This is a genomic window from Acinetobacter sp. YH16038 (genome assembly GCF_013417275.1).
In the GTDB taxonomy this organism is placed as follows: Bacteria; Pseudomonadota; Gammaproteobacteria; order Pseudomonadales; family Moraxellaceae; genus Acinetobacter.
The window spans coordinates 1-17584 of record NZ_VPEG01000014.1 but is presented as its reverse complement, the minus strand read 5'-3'; the positions used below and the strand labels follow the sequence as shown (position 1 = coordinate 17584).

The window sequence follows — 17584 nt, the reverse complement described above, 5'->3', positions numbered from 1 at the left end:
TTCATGACTGTGCAGGCAAATTCTCTCATTCAAAAATATAATGTCCCCGGTCCTCGCTACACCAGTTATCCAACCGTCCCTTATTGGGAAGAGTCAGGATTTTCACTAGAGCTTTGGAAGCAGACACTAAAACGTTCTTTTCAGGAGTCGAATGCGACTGAAGGCATCAGCCTGTATATCCATCTGCCATTTTGTGAAAGTTTATGTACCTTTTGTGGCTGTCATAAACGGGTGACCAAACGTCATGAAGTCGAGCAGCCTTATATACAAGCTGTGCTGAAAGAATGGGAGCTGTATTGTGAGTTATTAGAAGAAAAACCCATCATCAAAGAAATTCATCTTGGTGGTGGGACACCGACGTTCTTTTCCATTGAACATTTAACCCAGCTGATTCAAGGTATTTTGTCCAAAGCCAAGATTGCAGCAGAGCATGAATTCAGCTTCGAAGGTCATCCAAACAATACCACGCGTGAGCATTTGCAAGGCTTGCATGACCTGGGTTTTCGTCGGGTCAGTTATGGCGTGCAGGATTATAATGAAACCGTACAAAAAGCCATTCACCGGATTCAGCCTTATGACAATGTCAAACAGGTCACCGAATGGGCGCGAGAAATTGGTTATGAATCGATTTCGCATGATCTGGTTTTTGGTCTGCCATTTCAAAGTTTGGAGGATGTCTTGAATACCATCGATCAGACCAATTCATTATTACCAGACCGTCTGGCTTTATATAGCTATGCGCATGTGCCTTGGGTTAAAGGGAATGGCCAGCGCGGTTTTAAAGATGCGGATGTACCGAAAGATGAAATCAAGCGTCAGTGCTATGAAGAGGGTAAGAAAAAGCTCTTGGCGCATGGTTATCATGAAATTGGTATGGATCATTTTGCGTTAGAGAAAGACAGCATGTACCAATCCTTTCAATCCGGAACTTTGCACCGCAATTTTATGGGTTATACCGCGTCTAAAACTCAGGTGATGATCGGACTCGGAATCTCTTCGATTAGTGATAGCTGGTATAGCTTCGCACAGAATGTGAAAACCATTGAAGAATATTATGAACTGCTAGAGCGGAATCAGATTCCAGTGGTAAAAGGGCATATCCTGACTCAGGAAGACCTGATCATTCGTAAACATATCCTGAATCTGATGTGTAGTTTTACTACTTCATGGGAAAGTGGAGACATACAGTTTGCTGAAATTGATGAAGTGCTAAAGCAGCTTGAGGAAATGCAGCAGGATCAGCTAATCAAAATTGAAGACTCTTCAGTCACGATTTTGGAGAAAGGGAAACCATTTGTACGCAATATTTGCATGGCTTTTGATTTACGTTTAAAGCGTCGTATGCCAGAGAACCGGATTTTCTCGATGACGATTTAAGAATCCCTCTTAGGATCTTATAAATCCCTCCAAACCTCCCTTTAAAAAAGGGAGGCTTCCCTATACTTATATAAAAGGAAATTTCCCCTCTTTGAAAAAGAGGGGCAGGGGGAGATTCTTTTAAAAATCTTCCTTCTGATACATATGCGCCATACGCTCATGCTTGGTTTTGAGGTATTGCTCATTGAATGGATTCAGACCCACAGTGAGTGGTACACGGTCCACTACATTAATGCCTTGCTCTTTCAATGCATCAATTTTTAAAGGATTATTGGTGATCAGGCGGACGGCTTTTACACCTAAGTGATCCAGCATGATGCTGCACATATCATATTGACGTGCATCTGCCGGTAAATTCAGCATCAGATTGGCATCGACCGTATCATGGCCTTGGTCTTGCAAGGCATATGCACGGATTTTATTGGTCAGGCCAATTCCGCGTCCTTCCTGACGTAAATAAAGAATGACACCGCGACCCACTTCATTAATCAGTTTTTGTGTTGCCTGGAGTTGAGGGCCACAGTCGCATTTTAATGAAGCAAAGGCATCACCGGTTAAACATTCAGAATGTACACGGACCAGCACAGGTTCATCACTTGGTTCTTCGAGGTCTTTGGAAAGCGCGACATGTTCTTCGCCAGTCTTAGGGTCTTGAAAAACAGTAATTTTAAATTCACCATGAGCGGTCGGTAATCTTGAAGTTGCGACAAATTCGATAGGCACAGCTGAACCCGTAAAATCCTAATAAAGTAGCTAAAGTATAGCGTAATGCTTAAACATTAGTAGAATTGCTCAGCTGAATTTATGAAGAACATTTTCTTTTTTGTAGAAAGCGAACGATAATAGTTGATAAATAGTAAGATTATTCAGGATAATCGTAGCCTGCAAATTTTTCACCCCGACGAGATCGCTGTTTAATATTGCATCGCTAGAAGCGTAGCTGAATTGAAGCTGCTACAATTCAACTATATGATCGGTTATTCCCCATTGACCTAGCTTAAGATTTTGCCAGGCTTTAGAAGGCTTTGCCATATATGCTGTATACAGAAATACCAACTCAACGCCCTGTAACACCGTTGCTTGATGCGATCGATCATCCTGAGCAACTGCGTGCACTCGAGCAAAGCCAGCTCACACAAGTGGCGGATGAGTTACGTCAATTCATTTTGTATGCTGCGGGTCAGAGTGGTGGACACTTTGGGGCCAATCTGGGTGTGATTGAGCTTACTGTCGCTTTACATTACTGCTTTAATACGCCACATGATCGCCTGATCTGGGATGTGGGTCATCAGGCTTATCCGCATAAGGCGTTGACCGGACGTCGTGAGCAGCTCACTACAATCCGTGCAAAAGATGGTCTGGCCGCATTTCCGGCGCGTGAAGAATCCGAATTTGATACTTTTGGGGTAGGGCATTCATCTACCGCAATTTCTGCTGGCCTCGGCATGGCTCTGGCACGCCGTTATCAGAACAATCCGTGCGAAGTTGTATCAATCATTGGTGATGGTGCCATGACAGCAGGTATGGCCTTTGAAGCTATGAACGATGCTGTGGCACATCAGGCTGACTTGATGGTGGTCCTGAACGACAATGATATGTCGATTTCATGTAGTACTGGTGGTTTTGCCAAGCATCTCGCTGCAATCTGGGAGCGTGGCGAATTCGTCAATGTGACTGAAGATGGTGAGGCTTATGTACAGCCGCATCCGGAATGGCTATATAACTCGCGTTTACATCAGGCTGCAACTGATGCTGCTGATAACCTCTTTAAAGCCATTGGTTTTGATTATTTTGGTCCTTATGATGGCCATGATGTTAAACAGCTGGTACACGTTTTTAAAGCCTTGAAAAAACGTACCGGTCCACGCCTGATCCATATCTATACCAAAAAAGGTAAGGGCTTTGCGCCAGCAGAATGTGACCAGATTAAATACCACGCGATTAGCAAACTCAATGCAGTTGCAGCCCCTAATCCAGCACCCAAATATTCCGATGTATTTGGACAATGGTTATGTGATGAAGCAGCACAGGATAAACGCCTATTGGCGATTACTCCGGCGATGTGTGAAGGTTCAGGCATGGTGCAGTTTGCCAAAGAATACCCTGAACGTTTCTTTGATGTGGCCATTGCAGAACAACATGCAGTGACGCTTGCCGCTGGTATGGCTTGTGAAGGTTTAAAACCGGTCGTCGCAATTTATTCAACTTTCCTGCAACGGGGATATGACCAGTTGGTGCATGATGTAGCGCTGCAAAATCTGGATGTGACGTTTGGGATCGATCGTGCCGGTCTGGTTGGTGAAGATGGTCCAACGCATGCCGGCGCCTATGATTATGCCTATATGCGTACCATTCCGAATCTGGTGATCATGGCACCAAAAGATGAGAATGAATGCCGTCAGATGTTGCATACGGCTTATCTGTATCATGGTCCGGCAGCAGTGCGTTATCCGCGCGGGAATGGACTGGGTGTGGAAATCCAGAAAACCATGACCGAGATGCAGATCGGTCAGGCAGAATTGTTGCTCAGTCTGAACGAACAATATGATGAATATGTTTCGATTCTAGCATTCGGTAGTCGAGTTCAAGCTGCAGTTGAAGCTGCTCAAGTATTTGCCAGCAAGCATGATGTGGGTGTACGCGTGGTAAATATGCGTTTCATCAAACCACTGGATACCAAAATGTTAAACCAGCTGGCCCATTCAACCAGCCTGTTTGTTACTGTTGAAGAACATGCAGTCATGGGCGGCGCAGGAAGTGCAGTGAATGAGTATCTGGCTGAAGCTCAAATTGTTAAACCAATCCTGAATCTAGGTTTAGCGGATAGCTTTATGGCACAAGCAACACATAGTCAAATGTTGCAACAGGCAGGACTTGATAGCCAAGGCATTGAAAAATCAATCAATGAAGCCTGGTCAAAGCTAGGTCAAAGCGTCCTGTTATAAACTCTTAAAAAGTTTCGACACATTTTTTCCCAAAAAGCCCGGATATTTGCTAAAATATGCGGGCTTTTATGCATTATTCTTTATCAGTATCTTCAAATTTGTAGTGGGTGTTCAATGGAACCTATGGTGGTGATGGCTGCGCGTGCGGCTCAATTAGTTGGTCAAGAGCTTTTAAAAGCGCATCAAAATCGTCATAAACTCGATCTGCAAGTCGAAGAAAAAGGCATTGATGGTCCGGTAACGCGTGTAGATCGTTATCTGGAACAGTTGACCATCGATACTCTACGTAAAAGCTATAAAAATCACAGTTTCCTTGGTGAAGAATTTGGTCTGCAAGAAGGTAAAGGTCACGACGCTGATTGGTGTTGGGTGATCGATCCGCTTGATGGCACACTAAACTTTATCAACGGTTTTCCGCATTTCTGTATCTCTATCGCAGTTCAGCACAAAGGTGTAACTCAGCACGGTGTTATTTATGACCCTGTGAAAGATGAGCTATTCTCTGCGAGCCGTGGTCGTGGTGCGATGCTGAACCAGCGCCGTATCCGTGTAAATGTTAAAGACAGTCTGAACAATACTTTCCTGGCAGTTGGTCATGCTTACCGTACTAAACGTAATGGTGAAGTAGTCTCTTATGCCAAGAATCATTTTGATGCATTGCTCAATGTGACTGAAGCAGGTGCACAATTCCGTCGTGGTGGTTCAGCTGCCTTGGATCTGGCTTATATAGCTGCTGGTCGTCTTGATGGTTACTTCGAGCTTGGCTTGAAACCTTGGGATATTGCAGCAGGCGAGTTAATCGTGAAAGAAGCGGGCGGTACTGTGGTTGATGCGCGTGGTGGTAGCGATTCTATGGAAAATGGTCAAGTTTTGGCTTGTTCAATGAAAATGCTGAAACCTCTTATGCAAGCAGTTGTTCCTGCTTGGGGTGACGCAGTGAAATAATCGGGTTTAACGCCGTAAATCGAATATCAAAAAGGTATCTCTCGGGATGCCTTTTTTATTTTTTAAAATAATTACGAGATAAATATCCTAATATTTAGATGATTCACAACTTTGATAAAAAGAAAATTGACCGGGCGGATAATTAATTACATTTCTTTTCTTGTTTAAGTCTTAGAAATTGATGAAGAAATTAGCAGTTAAACAAAATAATCTGAAAAGCGGATGACTTTATAAATAATCCTGCTATAATCTGCGCACGCACTTAATTTCTGTTCGTTACCTGAACATTTCTCTTCTTATCATTGTGTATGCGCGTGCGGTCCAAAGAGAGGACGATATCTCGCGCCCCAATCGCTAAAGCGATTCCTTCAGGTTATGCCGTAATCATGCGTGCGTTATATCACATCGTCGTTACTCGGATCGCCGCTGAATCATCTCTTTTCAGCGTTTAATTGCTGTACCGCTTTTTGTCGATGTCCATTTGACTTTATTTTTAATGGAGCACCCAGTTTCCGGGTGGAATACTCTATGAGCAAAACTTTTGCTGAATTTTCTTTGCATGAATCGTTACAACAAGCCCTTCAAGGCTTAGGTTTTACTACTCCGACTCCTGTACAAGAACAATCTATCCCTGCTGCACTAGAAGGTAAAGACCTTTTAGTCTCTAGCCAGACAGGTTCGGGTAAAACCGCTGCGTTCCTTCTCCCAACTTTGAACGCACTTGCTAACCAAGATACTTTCGTACCATTTAAAGAACGTATGAAAGCGGTGACTCAACCAACTATTCTGGTGATTTCACCAACTCGTGAATTGGCACAACAAGTATGCCAAGACGCGATCGCATTCGTACGTCACATGAAAGGTGTTCGTATTGCTGCAATTATGGGTGGTATGCCATTTGGTAAACAAATCCAGCAGTTAAAAGGTGCACAGGTTGTGGTAGCAACTCCAGGCCGTTTACTTGACCTTGTTAACCGTCGTCAAATCAAACTTGACAAAGTTGACTCGCTGATCGTCGACGAAGCTGATCGTATGCTGGATCTTGGCTTCTCTGAAGACCTGGAAGCAATCGGTGACTTGGCTGCAAACCGTAAACAAACACTGATGTTCTCTGCAACTTTCGCTCCACGTATCATTACCCTTGCTGAACGCATGATGAATGAGCCAGAGCGTATTGCAATTGAAACTGGTCATTCTACCAATACTGACATTACCCAGACTTTACACTGGACTGATGGCTTTGAGCACAAGAAAAAACTTCTTACTCACTGGTTAAACGAAGAAGACGTTGATCAGGCAGTGGTCTTTGCTTCTACTCAAGAAGATACAGATATGCTGGCTGAAGAACTTGCTGAAGCAGGTTTGTCCGTTGTTGCTCTACATGGTGCGATGCCACAAACCGTTCGTAACCGTCGTCTGCGCAGCATCCGTGAAGGTCGTGCAAAAATCCTGGTTGCAACTGACGTTGCAGCACGTGGTCTAGACGTACCGACAATTTCTCACGTGATCAACTTTGGTCTTCCTATGAAGAACGAAGACTATGTACACCGTATCGGTCGTACAGGTCGTGCGGGCCGTACCGGTAAAGCAATTACTTTAGCGACTTATCGTGAACGCGGTAAAATCCGTGCACTAGAAGACTTCCTTGAAGCTCGTCTAAATGTATCTGAAATTGAAGGTCTTGAGCCATCTCCACCTCCTGCACGCGGTAGCCGTGATGGCGCTGGTCGTGGTCGTGGCGGTCGTCGTGATGGCGGTCGTGGCTTCGGTGGTGGTCGTCGTTTCGAAGGCGAGAGCAATTTCAAACGTCGTGAAGGTGGTGATGACCGTCCACGTCGTAGCTTCGATGACAAACCTCGTGGCGAACGTCCTGCGTTCGGTGGCGAAGATCGTCCACGTCGTGACTTCAACAGCGATCGTCCACGTCGTGAAGGCGGTTTCGGTGATCGTCCACGTCGTGACTTCAATGAAGACCGTCCACGTCGCGAGTTTAACAATGATCGTCCACGTCGTGACTTTGGTGACCGTCCTCGTTTCGAAGGTAATGATGACAACCGCGGTAACCGTGTAGATTACAAACCACGTCGTGAAGGTTCTTTCGGTGACCGTCCTAAACGTGATTTTGGTGATCGTCCTGCTCCACGTCGTGAAGGTGGTTTCGGTGACCGTCCTAAACGTGATTTCGGTGATCGTCCAGCACGTTCATTCGGTGATGACCGTCCAAAACGTGACTTTGGTGACCGTCCAGCGCGTCGCAACTTTGATGACAAGCCACGTGGCGAGCGCTCATTCGGTGAAGATCGTCCACGTCGTAAATTCAATGACTAATTGAATAACGTCTGAAAAAAAACCAGCCTGAGTGCTGGTTTTTTTTATGCATTGATTTTTTGTTTTTTCAGCATAAAATGCCTAATTCATTAACTTTTTCTAGGTTTATGATGATCCGTAATCTGAAGGTGTCTTTTTATAGCCTTTCATATTATTGAGGGGTACATGTCCTACATTGCGGTAACTTTGCTTTTGTGCAATCTGATTTATTATGTATATCGTTTTTTAAATGGATCATAGTCTGTTAAAATCGCGTCGAAATAAAATTTTTGATTACTAGAAATATATGGCCAGGCATGGAGCATTATGTTTTCCATGAACTTGACCCTTCATTTTCAAATGCTAACATGTTGAACTTCGTTCTTTTGTCATATGCATGCTGAAAAAATGCAGGAATAAACTCAGCTATGAAAAATCAAACAGCGCAGGATCCTCAGTCTTTGATTGAAGTCAAGAATTTGAGTTTCAAGCGGGGTGAGCGTGTAATTTATGACGATGTCAGTTTAAACATTCGTCGTGGGCAGATTACCGCCATTATGGGACCTTCCGGAACTGGTAAAACCACTTTATTAAGATTGATCGGTGGGCAACTGACGCCTGAACAGGGTCAGGTTTTACTGGACGGTAAAGATATTGCCAAGATGTCCCGTTCCGAGCTTTTTTCCGCACGTGCACGTATGGGGATGCTGTTCCAAAGTGGCGCTCTGTTTACCGACATGAGCGTCTATGAAAATGTTGCCTTTCCGATTCGTGCGCATACCAAATTGCCTGAACATCTGATTGCTGAAATTGTGGCTTTGAAACTCGAGTCAGTAGGACTACGTGGGGCAGAGCAAATGATGCCTTCAGAGCTGTCTGGCGGGATGAATCGCCGGGTGGCTTTGGCTCGGGCGATTGCACTGGACCCGGAGCTGATCATGTACGATGAGCCTTTTGCCGGGCAGGATCCGATTGTGATGGGGGTTTTGACCCGACTGATCCGCTCTCTACGTGAAGCATTGGATTTAACGACCATTATTGTTTCACATGATGTGGCAGAGACTTTATCGATTGCTGATTACATCTATGTGGTCGCAGAAGGCAAAATTCAGGGTGAGGGCACAGCAGATGAATTGAAAAATCATCCTTCAGCTTTTGTGCAGCAGTTCCTAACCGGTTCGGTTGAAGGCCCGGTAGATTATCAGTTTAGTCATCAGGCTTATTTAAGTGATGAGGTACGTTCATGAATGCCATTGCTGCCTTAGGTAGACGCGTTATTGAACGTGTTCAGGGGATTGGTGTTGCAACACTGATGCTGTTGCAGATTCTCTTTTCCATGCCGACCTGGCTTGGAGTAAAGCTGTTTGTTTATCAGATGTATCGGGTCGGGGTGCTGTCCCTCTTGATCATTGCGGTATCTGGCCTGTTTATTGGTTCGGTACTCGGTTTGCAGATGTATACCATTCTGTCGACATTCGGTAGTGAAGCGATGCTTGGTACTGCAGTGGCTTTAACCCTGTTGCGTGAATTGGCACCTGTGGTTGCTGCATTACTGTTTGCGGGTCGTGCCGGTTCTGCCTTAACTGCCGAAATTGGTCTGATGAAAGCGACCGAGCAATTGTCCAGTATGGAAATGATCGGGGTTGATCCCTTAAAACGGGTGATTTCACCACGCCTTTGGGCCGGTATTTTTAGCTTGCCCATGCTCTCTGTGATCTTTGCTGCGGTCGGGATTATGGGCGGAAAAATGGTGGGTGTTGATTTTCTAGGTGCAGATGAAGGCGCATATTGGAGTGGCATGGAAAGTACCGTGCGATTCTATAAAGATGTCCTGAATGGCACCATTATCAAGAGTTTTGTTTTCGCATTAATTTGTACCTGGATCGCGGTTTATCAGGGTTATGCCTGTGAACCAACATCAGAAGGTATCGCAACTTCTACAACACGTACGGTTGTCTATTCTTCGCTGTGCGTATTAGGTTTTGATTTCGTGTTGACTGCGGTCATGTTCGGAGGTATTTAATGAAATCACGTACTAGTGAGCTGGCCGTTGGTGTTTTTGTCATTCTTTTCGGTATCGCCCTGTTTTTTTTGGCGATGCGTGTCAGCGGTTTGGTAGGCACCAATATTTCTGATAGCTATCAGATGACAGCGACTTTTGAAAATGTAAATGGCATCAAGCCACGCGCTAAAGTTGCTTTAAGTGGGGTGAAAGTCGGTCAGGTTGATAAAATTACGCTGGATCCGGTGACCCGTTTAGCCACTGTCCATATGACGCTGGATGGCTCTCTGACTTCTTTTAATGCCGAGCAGCTCAAGCAGGTTCAGCAGGAAGCATTGGAAGAGTTACGTTATAGTTCAGACTATACCGCAGCCGATCCTGCGCAACAAAAAACAATGGAAAAACAACTATTAGATAACATGAAATCCATCACCAATATTGATGAAGATGCTTACATTATGGTAGCAACAAATGGTTTATTGGGTGAAAAGTATCTGAAAATTATTCCAGGTGGCGGTCTGACTTACTTGAAACGTGGTGAGCAGATTGCGAACACTCAAGGCACCATGGAAATTGAAGATTTAGTGACGAAATTTATTACCGGTGGTGCCGGAAAATCGTCAGATAGTCAGGAAAGTGCCTCAGAAGAAGCTGCATTTTCAGAAACAACAGATGCAGAACCTGCATTTGTTGAATAACAGATTGAGGAGATTTGAGTGAAGACTTTAGTAAAACAAACGCTTGCTGCAAGCATTCTTTCAACAATGGTTGCTTGTACAGTGTTTGCTGCACCGTCTGAAGCCCCACCTGCTTTTATTAAAAGAGTTGCAGACAATTTGATTGATCGTCTTAAAACCGATCATGCCAAATTGCAAAATAATCCTGCGCTTGTGAAAACGATTGTTCGTCAGAATCTTGACCCGTATATCGATTCACAATCGTTTACCCGGATTGTGATGGGGACTTATGCGACCAATCAGTATAGTACTGCGGCGCAGCGTGCACAGTTTGAAAAGAACTTCCGTGAAACCCTGATTGAAAATTATGGTACGGCTTTCTCTAAGTTCAGTAACCAGACTTACAGCGTTCGTCCTTATAAGGCGACTAACAGCAAAAATCCTGTAGTGACCATCGACTTTAATAACAAAGGCGAGAAAATTCCGGTTGCCTTCCAGCTGGTTGATAAAGGTTCACAATGGAAAATCCGTAACATCAATGTTTCTGGTATTAACCTAGGCCTGCAGTTCCGTAACCAGTTTGCGGCTACAGTAAAACGTAATGGTGGTAACTTGGATAAAGCCATTGCTAACTTCAAGCCAGATGCAGAAGCGGCGATTGACAAGAAAAAATAAGATAGGTGAGCTGTGATTCAATTCAATAATCAGGAACTGCAGGTTTCAGGCAAGATTGACGCTGACAATGCGCAGAACTATTACCTAGATGGTCTGCGTGTTATTCACTCACAGGGCAAGTTTCCTGTGGTAGTTAATTTGGCTGGACTTGAGCAGGGTAGTACTTTGGCTTTGGCCGTTCTGGTGCGCTGGTTGCGCCAAACTCCGCAAGCACGAGGGCTACAGTTTAAAGCGGTTCCTGAGAAAATGATGAAGATCATTCAGGCCTGTCATTTGCAGGATGATTTACAGATCATTCAGTAAATAAAAAGCACCGAAAGGTGCTTTTTTATTGTTTTTCAAATAAGCATGAATCAGATGAGGAGCGTTTCTTGCACTTCGCTTTAAAAGCAGTGCTTTAAAGCTCGCTCAAATCCACTTCTTCCATCTAAAGTAAATAAGAGGCCCTATCAGGAAGCCCATAATAATAATGTTCACCATCACAAAGCTCATCGAACCTTGAGCGAAGGGCAAGACATCAGTGTTCATCCCGTAAATACTGGCAATCAGCATGGGGGGCGCGAGCATACTCGGTAAAATCGAGAAGCGACGGATCGTATCATTCTGTTCAGTGTTAATGAATCCGGACGTGGTATCCAGCAAGAATCGGACTTTTTGGAACAGGAAGGCATCATGCTCGACCAGTGAGCGGACGTCTTCACTGAGTTCTCGAATATCTGCATCATAAATATGACTGCCTAAGGCTCGTGGACGTGACAGGAAGGTAAGTACCCGTCGTAAATCGATCAGACACAGCTGAGCTTTTCCGAGCATATCTTCCAGTTGAGCCAGACGGGTAATCATGTCGTCCAGATCCAGGATCTGTTCACGATGCCGGTTATTCAGCACTTCGGTTGAGTATTTTTCCAGATCCTTATGTACGTCTTCCAGAATATCGGCCAACTCATCCAGTTTGGCCTCGAGCAAACCCAGCAGAATCCAGGTTGGATCTTTATAGTCAATATCATAATCATTGCGACGCGCACGGGCACGAAAGGCCCGGAAAGCTACCAGCTTTTCACCACGCAGGGTAAAGAGCCGGTCTTTATGCAAAATGAAAGCGACTGTCTGAACCGTTGCGAGGATGCTGGCATCATCCTCATGTTCACTTTCGACTTGATAATTTTTATTTTTCGTTAAGAAATAGGTACTGATGTGCAAAATACCGTCATCATCACGGTAAAATCGGGCACTCGAAGAAATATCTTCCAGAGATTTTAAGGTGGGCAGGTTTTGCTCATAGGCATCCAGAATCCATTGCTGTTCTTCCTGTGAAGGCGCAATTAAATCTATCCAAACCAGTTCCGGATGCAGGTCGAAATCACCATTGATGGTGGCATCTTCTAGGCTACCGCGCTCTGTGGCGTAAAAGGCTTCAAGCATGCTGTCTTTTCTCCCTTGCGCAGTATGTTAATCTAAATGCGTGTATTTTAGACAAGGAATTGAATAAAAACACTGATTGTGCAGTTATTTTTGAAAAAAAACTCTCAGGCGCTGCCTGCGTACTATATACCGGCAATGCAATGGTGAAAATGATGAATTCTATCGCAATTTTCTGTGGCTCAGCGCTAGGTTCTGAACCTGGTTATAAACAAATTGCCGAAAAGGTAGGCCAAACCCTGGCAAAAAGACAGCAAACACTGATTTATGGTGGTGGTCGTTCCGGATTGATGGGCATTGTAGCGGATAGTGCCTTAGCTGCAGGGGGCGAGGTCATTGGTGTCATTCCAAGACCCCTAGTGAATCGCGAACTGGCACATCCACATATTACCAAGCTGTATGTGGTCGATAATATGCATGAGCGTAAGACCAAAATGTCAGAACTCTCCGATGGTTTTATTGCCATTCCGGGTGGGGCGGGAACGCTCGAGGAAATTTTTGAGCAATGGACTTGGGCTCAGCTCGGGATTCATAAAAAACCTTGTGCTTTTCTCAATGTCGATGGCTTTTATGATGATTTGCTGAAATTTATTCAGATGACCACGGACAAGGGTTTTACCAAGCCACGTTTTACTGAATCCCTGATCGTGAGTGATGACTTCGAAGAAATTTTACAGAAATTTCAAGACTACCAGCCGCCTGAAGCAAAATGGGGTATGGTCGATCAGGAAGATCTCGTAAAATAAGTGTTTTCCACTTGATCGTTCCGAATTCATGAAAATTATTACCGTCGCAGCTGCCATTATTTTGAATTCAGATCAGCAGCTGCTGGTGGTTCGTAAGAAAAATACTGACTGTTTTATGCAAGTGGGTGGCAAGCTGGAACCGGATGAAGCACCTGAACGCACCCTGCTACGTGAAATTAAGGAAGAAATTGGTTGTCAGGCTGAGATTCAGCAATTTATCGGGTGTTTTGAAACTCAAACTGCCAATGAACCGGATCATCAACTGGTTAGTTATGTTTATCTGGTGCAGTTAGATGGCGAACCACATATTGAAGCTGAGATTGCCGAGATGAAATGGGTGGATCTGGATCAGAAAGATGTGAAACTTGCACCTTTAACTACAGAAATTGTCATACCTTGGGTTAAAAAGAACTTACTGGCCCAAGCCTGATTTAAAGTTTGGCTCCCGCCAGACAGGCGGCATAAATCTGCTGACAGCCCAGTTTTTCCAGTTGCTGGCTCAAAGCTCGAATCGAGCTGCCAGTTGTAACCACATCATCGATAATTAAAACCTTACGATAACGGACTTTTGAAGAGATAGTGACCCTGAACTGGGCTTCAATATCTTCGATACGTTCCAGACGGCTTAAGCCTTTTTGTGAATGTTGCTTGAGTCGTTCAACTGGTTGCCAGACGGGAACTTGCAAGTGTTTAGCTACATGCTTGGCCAGCAACAAAGATTGATTATAGCCACGTTCAACCAGTCGTTCGGTTGAAATCGGCATAGGAACCACTGCACTGACTTTAGGAAATTTTAAGGTTAGTAATGCACCTGCCAATAATGGTTCCAGATGCAGCTTCTGCTCATATTTAAATAATTGAATCAGGCGATCCATCGGGTAGGCATAGTCACAAGCCACCTGAAACTGCATTTCCTGACGCTGAATAGTCTGATGTGCCCAAGGTAACTGTTGCCAGCAATCCTGACAGACAGAATGCAGGTTTTGATAATCTGTCTGGCACAGCTGACAAGGGTGTAAACGATTCAGCCAGAGTTTACCCTGTTGTAACAGCTTAAACATAGGCATAGCGTGGAGCCTCAGGTAGCCAGCGTTTTAATAATGCATCCGCCTGTTTCGGATAATCTTTTAACATCTGCTGGGCGACATAATGCGCCTGATTCAGCAAGTGATCATCACGTGCCAGTTTGGCTACACGGAAACCCATATCACCGGTCTGTTTGGTTCCTAACAATTCACCCGGACCACGTAATTCCAGGTCTTTCTCGGCAATGATAAAGCCATCATTGGTTTCGCGCATGATACGCAGACGTTCCTGACCATTTTGTGACAATGGATTTTTATAGAGCAGGGCACAGAAACTGGCTTTGGCACCACGACCCACCCGACCACGCAGCTGATGTAGTTGTGACAGGCCAAGCCGTTCGGCATTTTCAATCACCATAATCGAAGCATTCGGGACATCAACACCGACTTCGATCACAGTTGTAGCAATGAGTAGCTGCAGTTTATTGTCTTTGAATTCCTGCATGACTGCCTGTTTTTCATCGGCTTTCATTTTGCCATGTACCAGACCGATATTCAGTTCAGGGAAGCGTTCCTTGATCTCGGCAAAGGTTGCTTCTGCAGCTTGGGCATCCAGCGTTTCAGACTGTTCTACCAAAGTACAGACCCAATAAGCCTGTTTACCTTCAGCACAATTCGTGGCAATCCGTTGCAGAACCTCTTCGCGACGATCCAGCGGAATGGTCACAGTCTGGATCGGAGTACGACCCGGTGGCAATTCATCAATAATTGACGTATCCAGATCGCCATACGCCGACATAGCAAGCGTGCGTGGAATCGGGGTCGCGGTCATGACCAGTTGATGCGGTGACATACCATCCAAGCCTTTATTTCTCAAGGCTAAGCGTTGATCGACCCCAAAACGATGCTGCTCATCAATAATCACTAAGCCCAGTTTGGCAAACTCGACATTTTCCTGAAACAGGGCATGTGTGCCCACCACCAGATGCGCGCTACCATCACGGATCACTTGCTCTGCTGTAGTACGCGCTTTACCTTTCTGCTTGCCGGAAAGCCAGGCGACATTTAAACCGAGTGGTTCGAACCAGCGCTTGAAGTTGAGGTAATGCTGTTCGGCCAGAATTTCAGTTGGCGCCATCAGCGCGACTTGCCAGCCTTCTTCTAGGGCATGACAGGCTGCTACGCCGGCAACCAAGGTTTTTCCTGCACCCACATCACCCTGCACCAGACGTAGCATCGGTTTATTCTGTTTCAGGTCTTTGGCAATTTCCTTGGATACGCGTTTTTGCGCACCGGTCATTTCAAAAGGCAAACCAGCCAGAAGCTGTTTGGCATAGGTTTTACTCGGGGAAAATGAAGGGGCTTCAATCTGCTGAATAAAAGCACGCCGGGTCAGCAAACTGATTTGATGTGCCACCAGTTCCTCAAAAATCAGACGCTGCTGTGCCGGATGTGAGCCTTGAGTGAGCTGCAACATATTGGCGTCCAATGGCGGATGATGAATATATTCCAGTGCCTGCTTCAGGCCATAACCATTGCTAAATTTTTGTGGCAACAGTTCAGGCAAATCATCACTGTGCAGTTCTAGTGCCTGTTTAATATATTCCCGCAGCTTGGGCTGAGTCAGTCCTTCGGTTGCCGGATAGATCGAGGTGAGTTGGGTATGAGGCAGAGGCGTATGTTCAGTAATCACTTGCAGCTCTGGATGATACATTTCCAGACCACGGGCACCGACTCGCACTTCACCAAAGACTCTTAAACGGTTACCGAGCTTGCAGCGATCGGTAATGCCTTTATAAATATGATAAAAACGCAAAGTGACTTTGCCAGAATCATCATCCAGTAACACCGCCATGGACTTGCGTTTACCGGGTGGGAAATCGACCCCTTTCACGATACCTTCCAGCAAATAGCTGCGTCCCACCGTTAATTGATTCATGGGAATGATCGTGCTACGGTCTTCATAGTCACGTGGTAGATGAAAAAGCAAATCATCAGTATTAAAGATATTTAGTTTTTCGAGTAAAGCAGCGGCGGCATTGCCAACGCCTTGTAACTGATGGACTGCAGCCATGTCCCCTCAACCAGGTCTGTGATTCGGTGTCGAATGCATATTTTATTTATTGGTTATGGTAAAACATCCGAGCGGGTAGCTAAACAATTATTTGAGCAAGGTCATCAAATTAGCACAATTAGCCAAAGTCCCAAAACAGATTTATTCGCAACTCATCTGATTCAGGATGTGCATACTCTAGATTTAAGTGCAGTCGCTTCGATTGATTGGGTCTATGTGTTACTCAGTCCCAAACAGAGTGGTGTCGAAGCCTATCAGCACATTTATCTGGATTCGGTTCAGCCAATCATTACTGCCTTGAAATCCCATCCGGTAAAAAGAATTGTGGTGGTTTCATCAACCCGGGTTTATGGACAGAATGCAGGTGAAAGCGTGGATGATGAAACTGAAATTCATCCGAATGATGCTCAAGGTGAAATTCTGCATCACATGGAACAGGCGTATCTCGCCGCTTATCCTGAACAATGCACCATTATCCGCCCAAGTGGGATTTATGGGACTTCTGTGGCACGTATGCAGAAAATGGCAGCATCGATGACCAGCTATCCAAATCTGCACTGGTCAAATCGGATTCATATTGAAGATTTATCACGTTTTCTAGTTCAGATGATTCACGTGGAACATCCTGATTCTTCATATATTTTGACCAATAATGAGCCACAACTTTTGCATGAAGTCCTGCAATGGTTCCAGCAGCAGATGGGTTTATTTATATTGAAAGTGGAAAGTGACAGGGTGACGGGTAAAAAGCTGTATGCCACAAGAATGGAAAAGATAGGCTTTGAGTTAGAGCATCAGGATTGTTTTCAGGATTATTTAGAGTTGATGAATAAGACTGATTTATAAATTTGGAAGTTCCTCCTCCCTCTGGGAGGAGGTTAGGAGGAGGTTTTTTTTAAAATCACCTCTCCCTTGCGCAGCAGTGCTGCTCATCTCCTAAAAGGAGAGGGAATATTTATCATTTTTATTAGGGTCTGTTGACACTTACTGTTCATAATTAACCCTATAAAGGTAGACATAAAAATATACAGGCTAAGGCAACAGAACTTTGATAATTTCTTTTGAGCTTGTCATATCGAGTAGCTATTCCTCTAAATTGCTTTAATCTACAAAACATATTTTCAACTAAATGCCTGATTTTATATAAATACCAGTCCATATGGTCATTGTTCGATTGGCTATTCGTTTTCTTTGGTATATTCGCTTTAGTCCCTGTTTTCCTGATCTGTTCACGCAGTGGTTCTGAATCATAGCCTTTATCTGCGCATACCACTTTTGTCTCTTTTAAATCTAATGTTGATATTAAATCAGGCGCAACTTTAACATCATGTGTGGTTCCATCGGTAATCATGAAATCAATAGGATTGCCATGTGCATCAACAATCAAATGTA

At 44.6% G+C, this 17584-nt stretch carries 16 protein-coding genes and 1 pseudogene; 12 read left to right on the top strand and 5 right to left on the bottom strand.

The genetic code is table 11. The features are described 5' to 3' along the window. Positions 1-3 precede the first annotated feature (3 nt). Positions 4-1377 (top strand): oxygen-independent coproporphyrinogen III oxidase, encoded by a 1374-nt coding sequence (gene hemN / locus FTV34_RS07620; protein WP_180069728.1) that lies wholly within the window; start codon positions 4-6, stop codon positions 1375-1377. Positions 1378-1497: 120 nt separating this feature from the next. On the opposite strand, the gene ribA is transcribed toward hemN, so the two are convergent. Then, positions 1498-2100, bottom strand: coding sequence for a GTP cyclohydrolase II (gene ribA / locus FTV34_RS07615; RefSeq protein ID WP_180069725.1), 603 nt, complete (start codon positions 2098-2100; stop codon positions 1498-1500). Positions 2101-2411: 311 nt separating this feature from the next. Between ribA and dxs the strand changes: the two genes are divergently transcribed. From dxs to FTV34_RS07575, 8 genes are all read left to right on the top strand, one after another. Then, a complete protein-coding gene (gene dxs, locus FTV34_RS07610) occupies positions 2412-4322 on the top strand; it encodes a 1-deoxy-D-xylulose-5-phosphate synthase (protein WP_180069722.1) in 1911 nt (636 codons plus the stop codon). Positions 4323-4436: 114 nt separating this feature from the next. Further along, the gene (locus tag FTV34_RS07605; protein WP_180069719.1) at positions 4437-5267 is read left to right on the top strand and encodes an inositol monophosphatase family protein; all 831 of its coding nucleotides are present in this window, start codon (positions 4437-4439) and stop codon (positions 5265-5267) included. Between the two features lie 528 nt (positions 5268-5795). Continuing rightward, complete coding sequence (locus FTV34_RS07600) at positions 5796-7595, top strand: DEAD/DEAH box helicase (RefSeq protein ID WP_166135904.1); 1800 nt, start codon at positions 5796-5798, stop codon at positions 7593-7595. Positions 7596-8002: 407 nt separating this feature from the next. After that, on the top strand, positions 8003-8821 hold the full coding sequence (locus tag FTV34_RS07595; RefSeq protein ID WP_125278978.1) for an ABC transporter ATP-binding protein: 819 nt from the start codon (positions 8003-8005) through the stop codon (positions 8819-8821). After that, positions 8818-9597, top strand: a complete 780-nt coding sequence (gene mlaE, locus FTV34_RS07590) for a lipid asymmetry maintenance ABC transporter permease subunit MlaE (RefSeq protein WP_004786970.1) — start codon at positions 8818-8820, stop codon at positions 9595-9597. The genes FTV34_RS07595 and mlaE overlap by 4 nt, the downstream gene beginning before the upstream one ends. After that, positions 9597-10274, top strand: a complete 678-nt coding sequence (locus FTV34_RS07585; RefSeq protein WP_004786968.1) for an outer membrane lipid asymmetry maintenance protein MlaD — start codon at positions 9597-9599, stop codon at positions 10272-10274. The genes mlaE and FTV34_RS07585 overlap by 1 nt, the downstream gene beginning before the upstream one ends. An 18-nt stretch (positions 10275-10292) precedes the next feature. Further along, complete coding sequence (locus FTV34_RS07580) at positions 10293-10928, top strand: ABC transporter substrate-binding protein (protein WP_180069716.1); 636 nt, start codon at positions 10293-10295, stop codon at positions 10926-10928. A gap of 12 nt (positions 10929-10940) precedes the next feature. Next, positions 10941-11231, top strand: a complete 291-nt coding sequence (locus FTV34_RS07575; RefSeq protein WP_159122637.1) for a lipid asymmetry maintenance protein MlaB — start codon at positions 10941-10943, stop codon at positions 11229-11231. 105 nt (positions 11232-11336) lie between these two features. Here FTV34_RS07575 and FTV34_RS07570 read toward each other — a convergent pair whose 3' ends face one another. Continuing rightward, positions 11337-12350 (bottom strand): CorA family divalent cation transporter, encoded by a 1014-nt coding sequence (locus FTV34_RS07570; RefSeq protein WP_159122636.1) that lies wholly within the window; start codon positions 12348-12350, stop codon positions 11337-11339. Between the two features lie 152 nt (positions 12351-12502). Here FTV34_RS07570 and FTV34_RS07565 point away from each other — a divergent pair, with 152 nt between their 5' ends. Next, positions 12503-13093: a TIGR00730 family Rossman fold protein gene (locus FTV34_RS07565; RefSeq protein ID WP_034701503.1), complete on the top strand. Its 591-nt coding sequence runs from the start codon at positions 12503-12505 to the stop codon at positions 13091-13093. A gap of 28 nt (positions 13094-13121) precedes the next feature. Next, complete coding sequence (locus tag FTV34_RS07560; protein WP_166135917.1) at positions 13122-13523, top strand: NUDIX domain-containing protein; 402 nt, start codon at positions 13122-13124, stop codon at positions 13521-13523. 1 nt (position 13524) lies between these two features. Here FTV34_RS07560 and FTV34_RS07555 read toward each other — a convergent pair whose 3' ends face one another. Together FTV34_RS07555 and recG are read right to left on the bottom strand one after the other, a co-directional pair. Continuing rightward, positions 13525-14160, bottom strand: a complete 636-nt coding sequence (locus FTV34_RS07555) for a ComF family protein (protein ID WP_180069714.1) — start codon at positions 14158-14160, stop codon at positions 13525-13527. Next, on the bottom strand, positions 14147-16192 hold the full coding sequence (gene recG / locus FTV34_RS07550; RefSeq protein WP_180069711.1) for an ATP-dependent DNA helicase RecG: 2046 nt from the start codon (positions 16190-16192) through the stop codon (positions 14147-14149). Before recG ends, FTV34_RS07555 begins: the two co-directional genes overlap by 14 nt. 33 nt (positions 16193-16225) lie before the next feature. Between recG and FTV34_RS07545 the strand changes: the two genes are divergently transcribed. Further along, positions 16226-17038 carry an NAD(P)H-binding protein gene (locus FTV34_RS07545; protein WP_180069708.1) on the top strand — a complete coding sequence of 271 codons (813 nt, stop codon included), beginning with the start codon at positions 16226-16228 and terminating at the stop codon, positions 17036-17038. Positions 17039-17195: 157 nt separating this feature from the next. Here FTV34_RS07545 and FTV34_RS07540 read toward each other — a convergent pair. Beyond that, a pseudogene (locus tag FTV34_RS07540) lies at positions 17196-17584 on the bottom strand (IS5-like element ISAba31 family transposase); the annotation flags it as partial.

Bases quoted from the DNA above. Each gene is read 5' to 3' on its own strand.
- hemN (WP_180069728.1), top strand. From the start codon at position 4: ATGACTGTGCAGGCAAATTCTCTCATTCAAAAATATAATGTCCCCGGT.
- dxs (WP_180069722.1), top strand. From the start codon at position 2,412: ATGCTGTATACAGAAATACCAACTCAACGCCCTGTAACACCGTTGCTT.
- FTV34_RS07605 (WP_180069719.1), top strand. From the start codon at position 4,437: ATGGAACCTATGGTGGTGATGGCTGCGCGTGCGGCTCAATTAGTTGGT.
- FTV34_RS07600 (WP_166135904.1), top strand. From the start codon at position 5,796: ATGAGCAAAACTTTTGCTGAATTTTCTTTGCATGAATCGTTACAACAA.
- FTV34_RS07595 (WP_125278978.1), top strand. From the start codon at position 8,003: ATGAAAAATCAAACAGCGCAGGATCCTCAGTCTTTGATTGAAGTCAAG.
- mlaE (WP_004786970.1), top strand. From the start codon at position 8,818: ATGAATGCCATTGCTGCCTTAGGTAGACGCGTTATTGAACGTGTTCAG.
- FTV34_RS07585 (WP_004786968.1), top strand. From the start codon at position 9,597: ATGAAATCACGTACTAGTGAGCTGGCCGTTGGTGTTTTTGTCATTCTT.
- FTV34_RS07570 (WP_159122636.1), bottom strand. From the start codon at position 12,350: ATGCTTGAAGCCTTTTACGCCACAGAGCGCGGTAGCCTAGAAGATGCC.
- FTV34_RS07565 (WP_034701503.1), top strand. From the start codon at position 12,503: ATGAATTCTATCGCAATTTTCTGTGGCTCAGCGCTAGGTTCTGAACCT.
- FTV34_RS07560 (WP_166135917.1), top strand. From the start codon at position 13,122: ATGAAAATTATTACCGTCGCAGCTGCCATTATTTTGAATTCAGATCAG.
- FTV34_RS07555 (WP_180069714.1), bottom strand. From the start codon at position 14,160: ATGCCTATGTTTAAGCTGTTACAACAGGGTAAACTCTGGCTGAATCGT.
- recG (WP_180069711.1), bottom strand. From the start codon at position 16,192: ATGGCTGCAGTCCATCAGTTACAAGGCGTTGGCAATGCCGCCGCTGCT.
- FTV34_RS07545 (WP_180069708.1), top strand. From the start codon at position 16,226: ATGCATATTTTATTTATTGGTTATGGTAAAACATCCGAGCGGGTAGCT.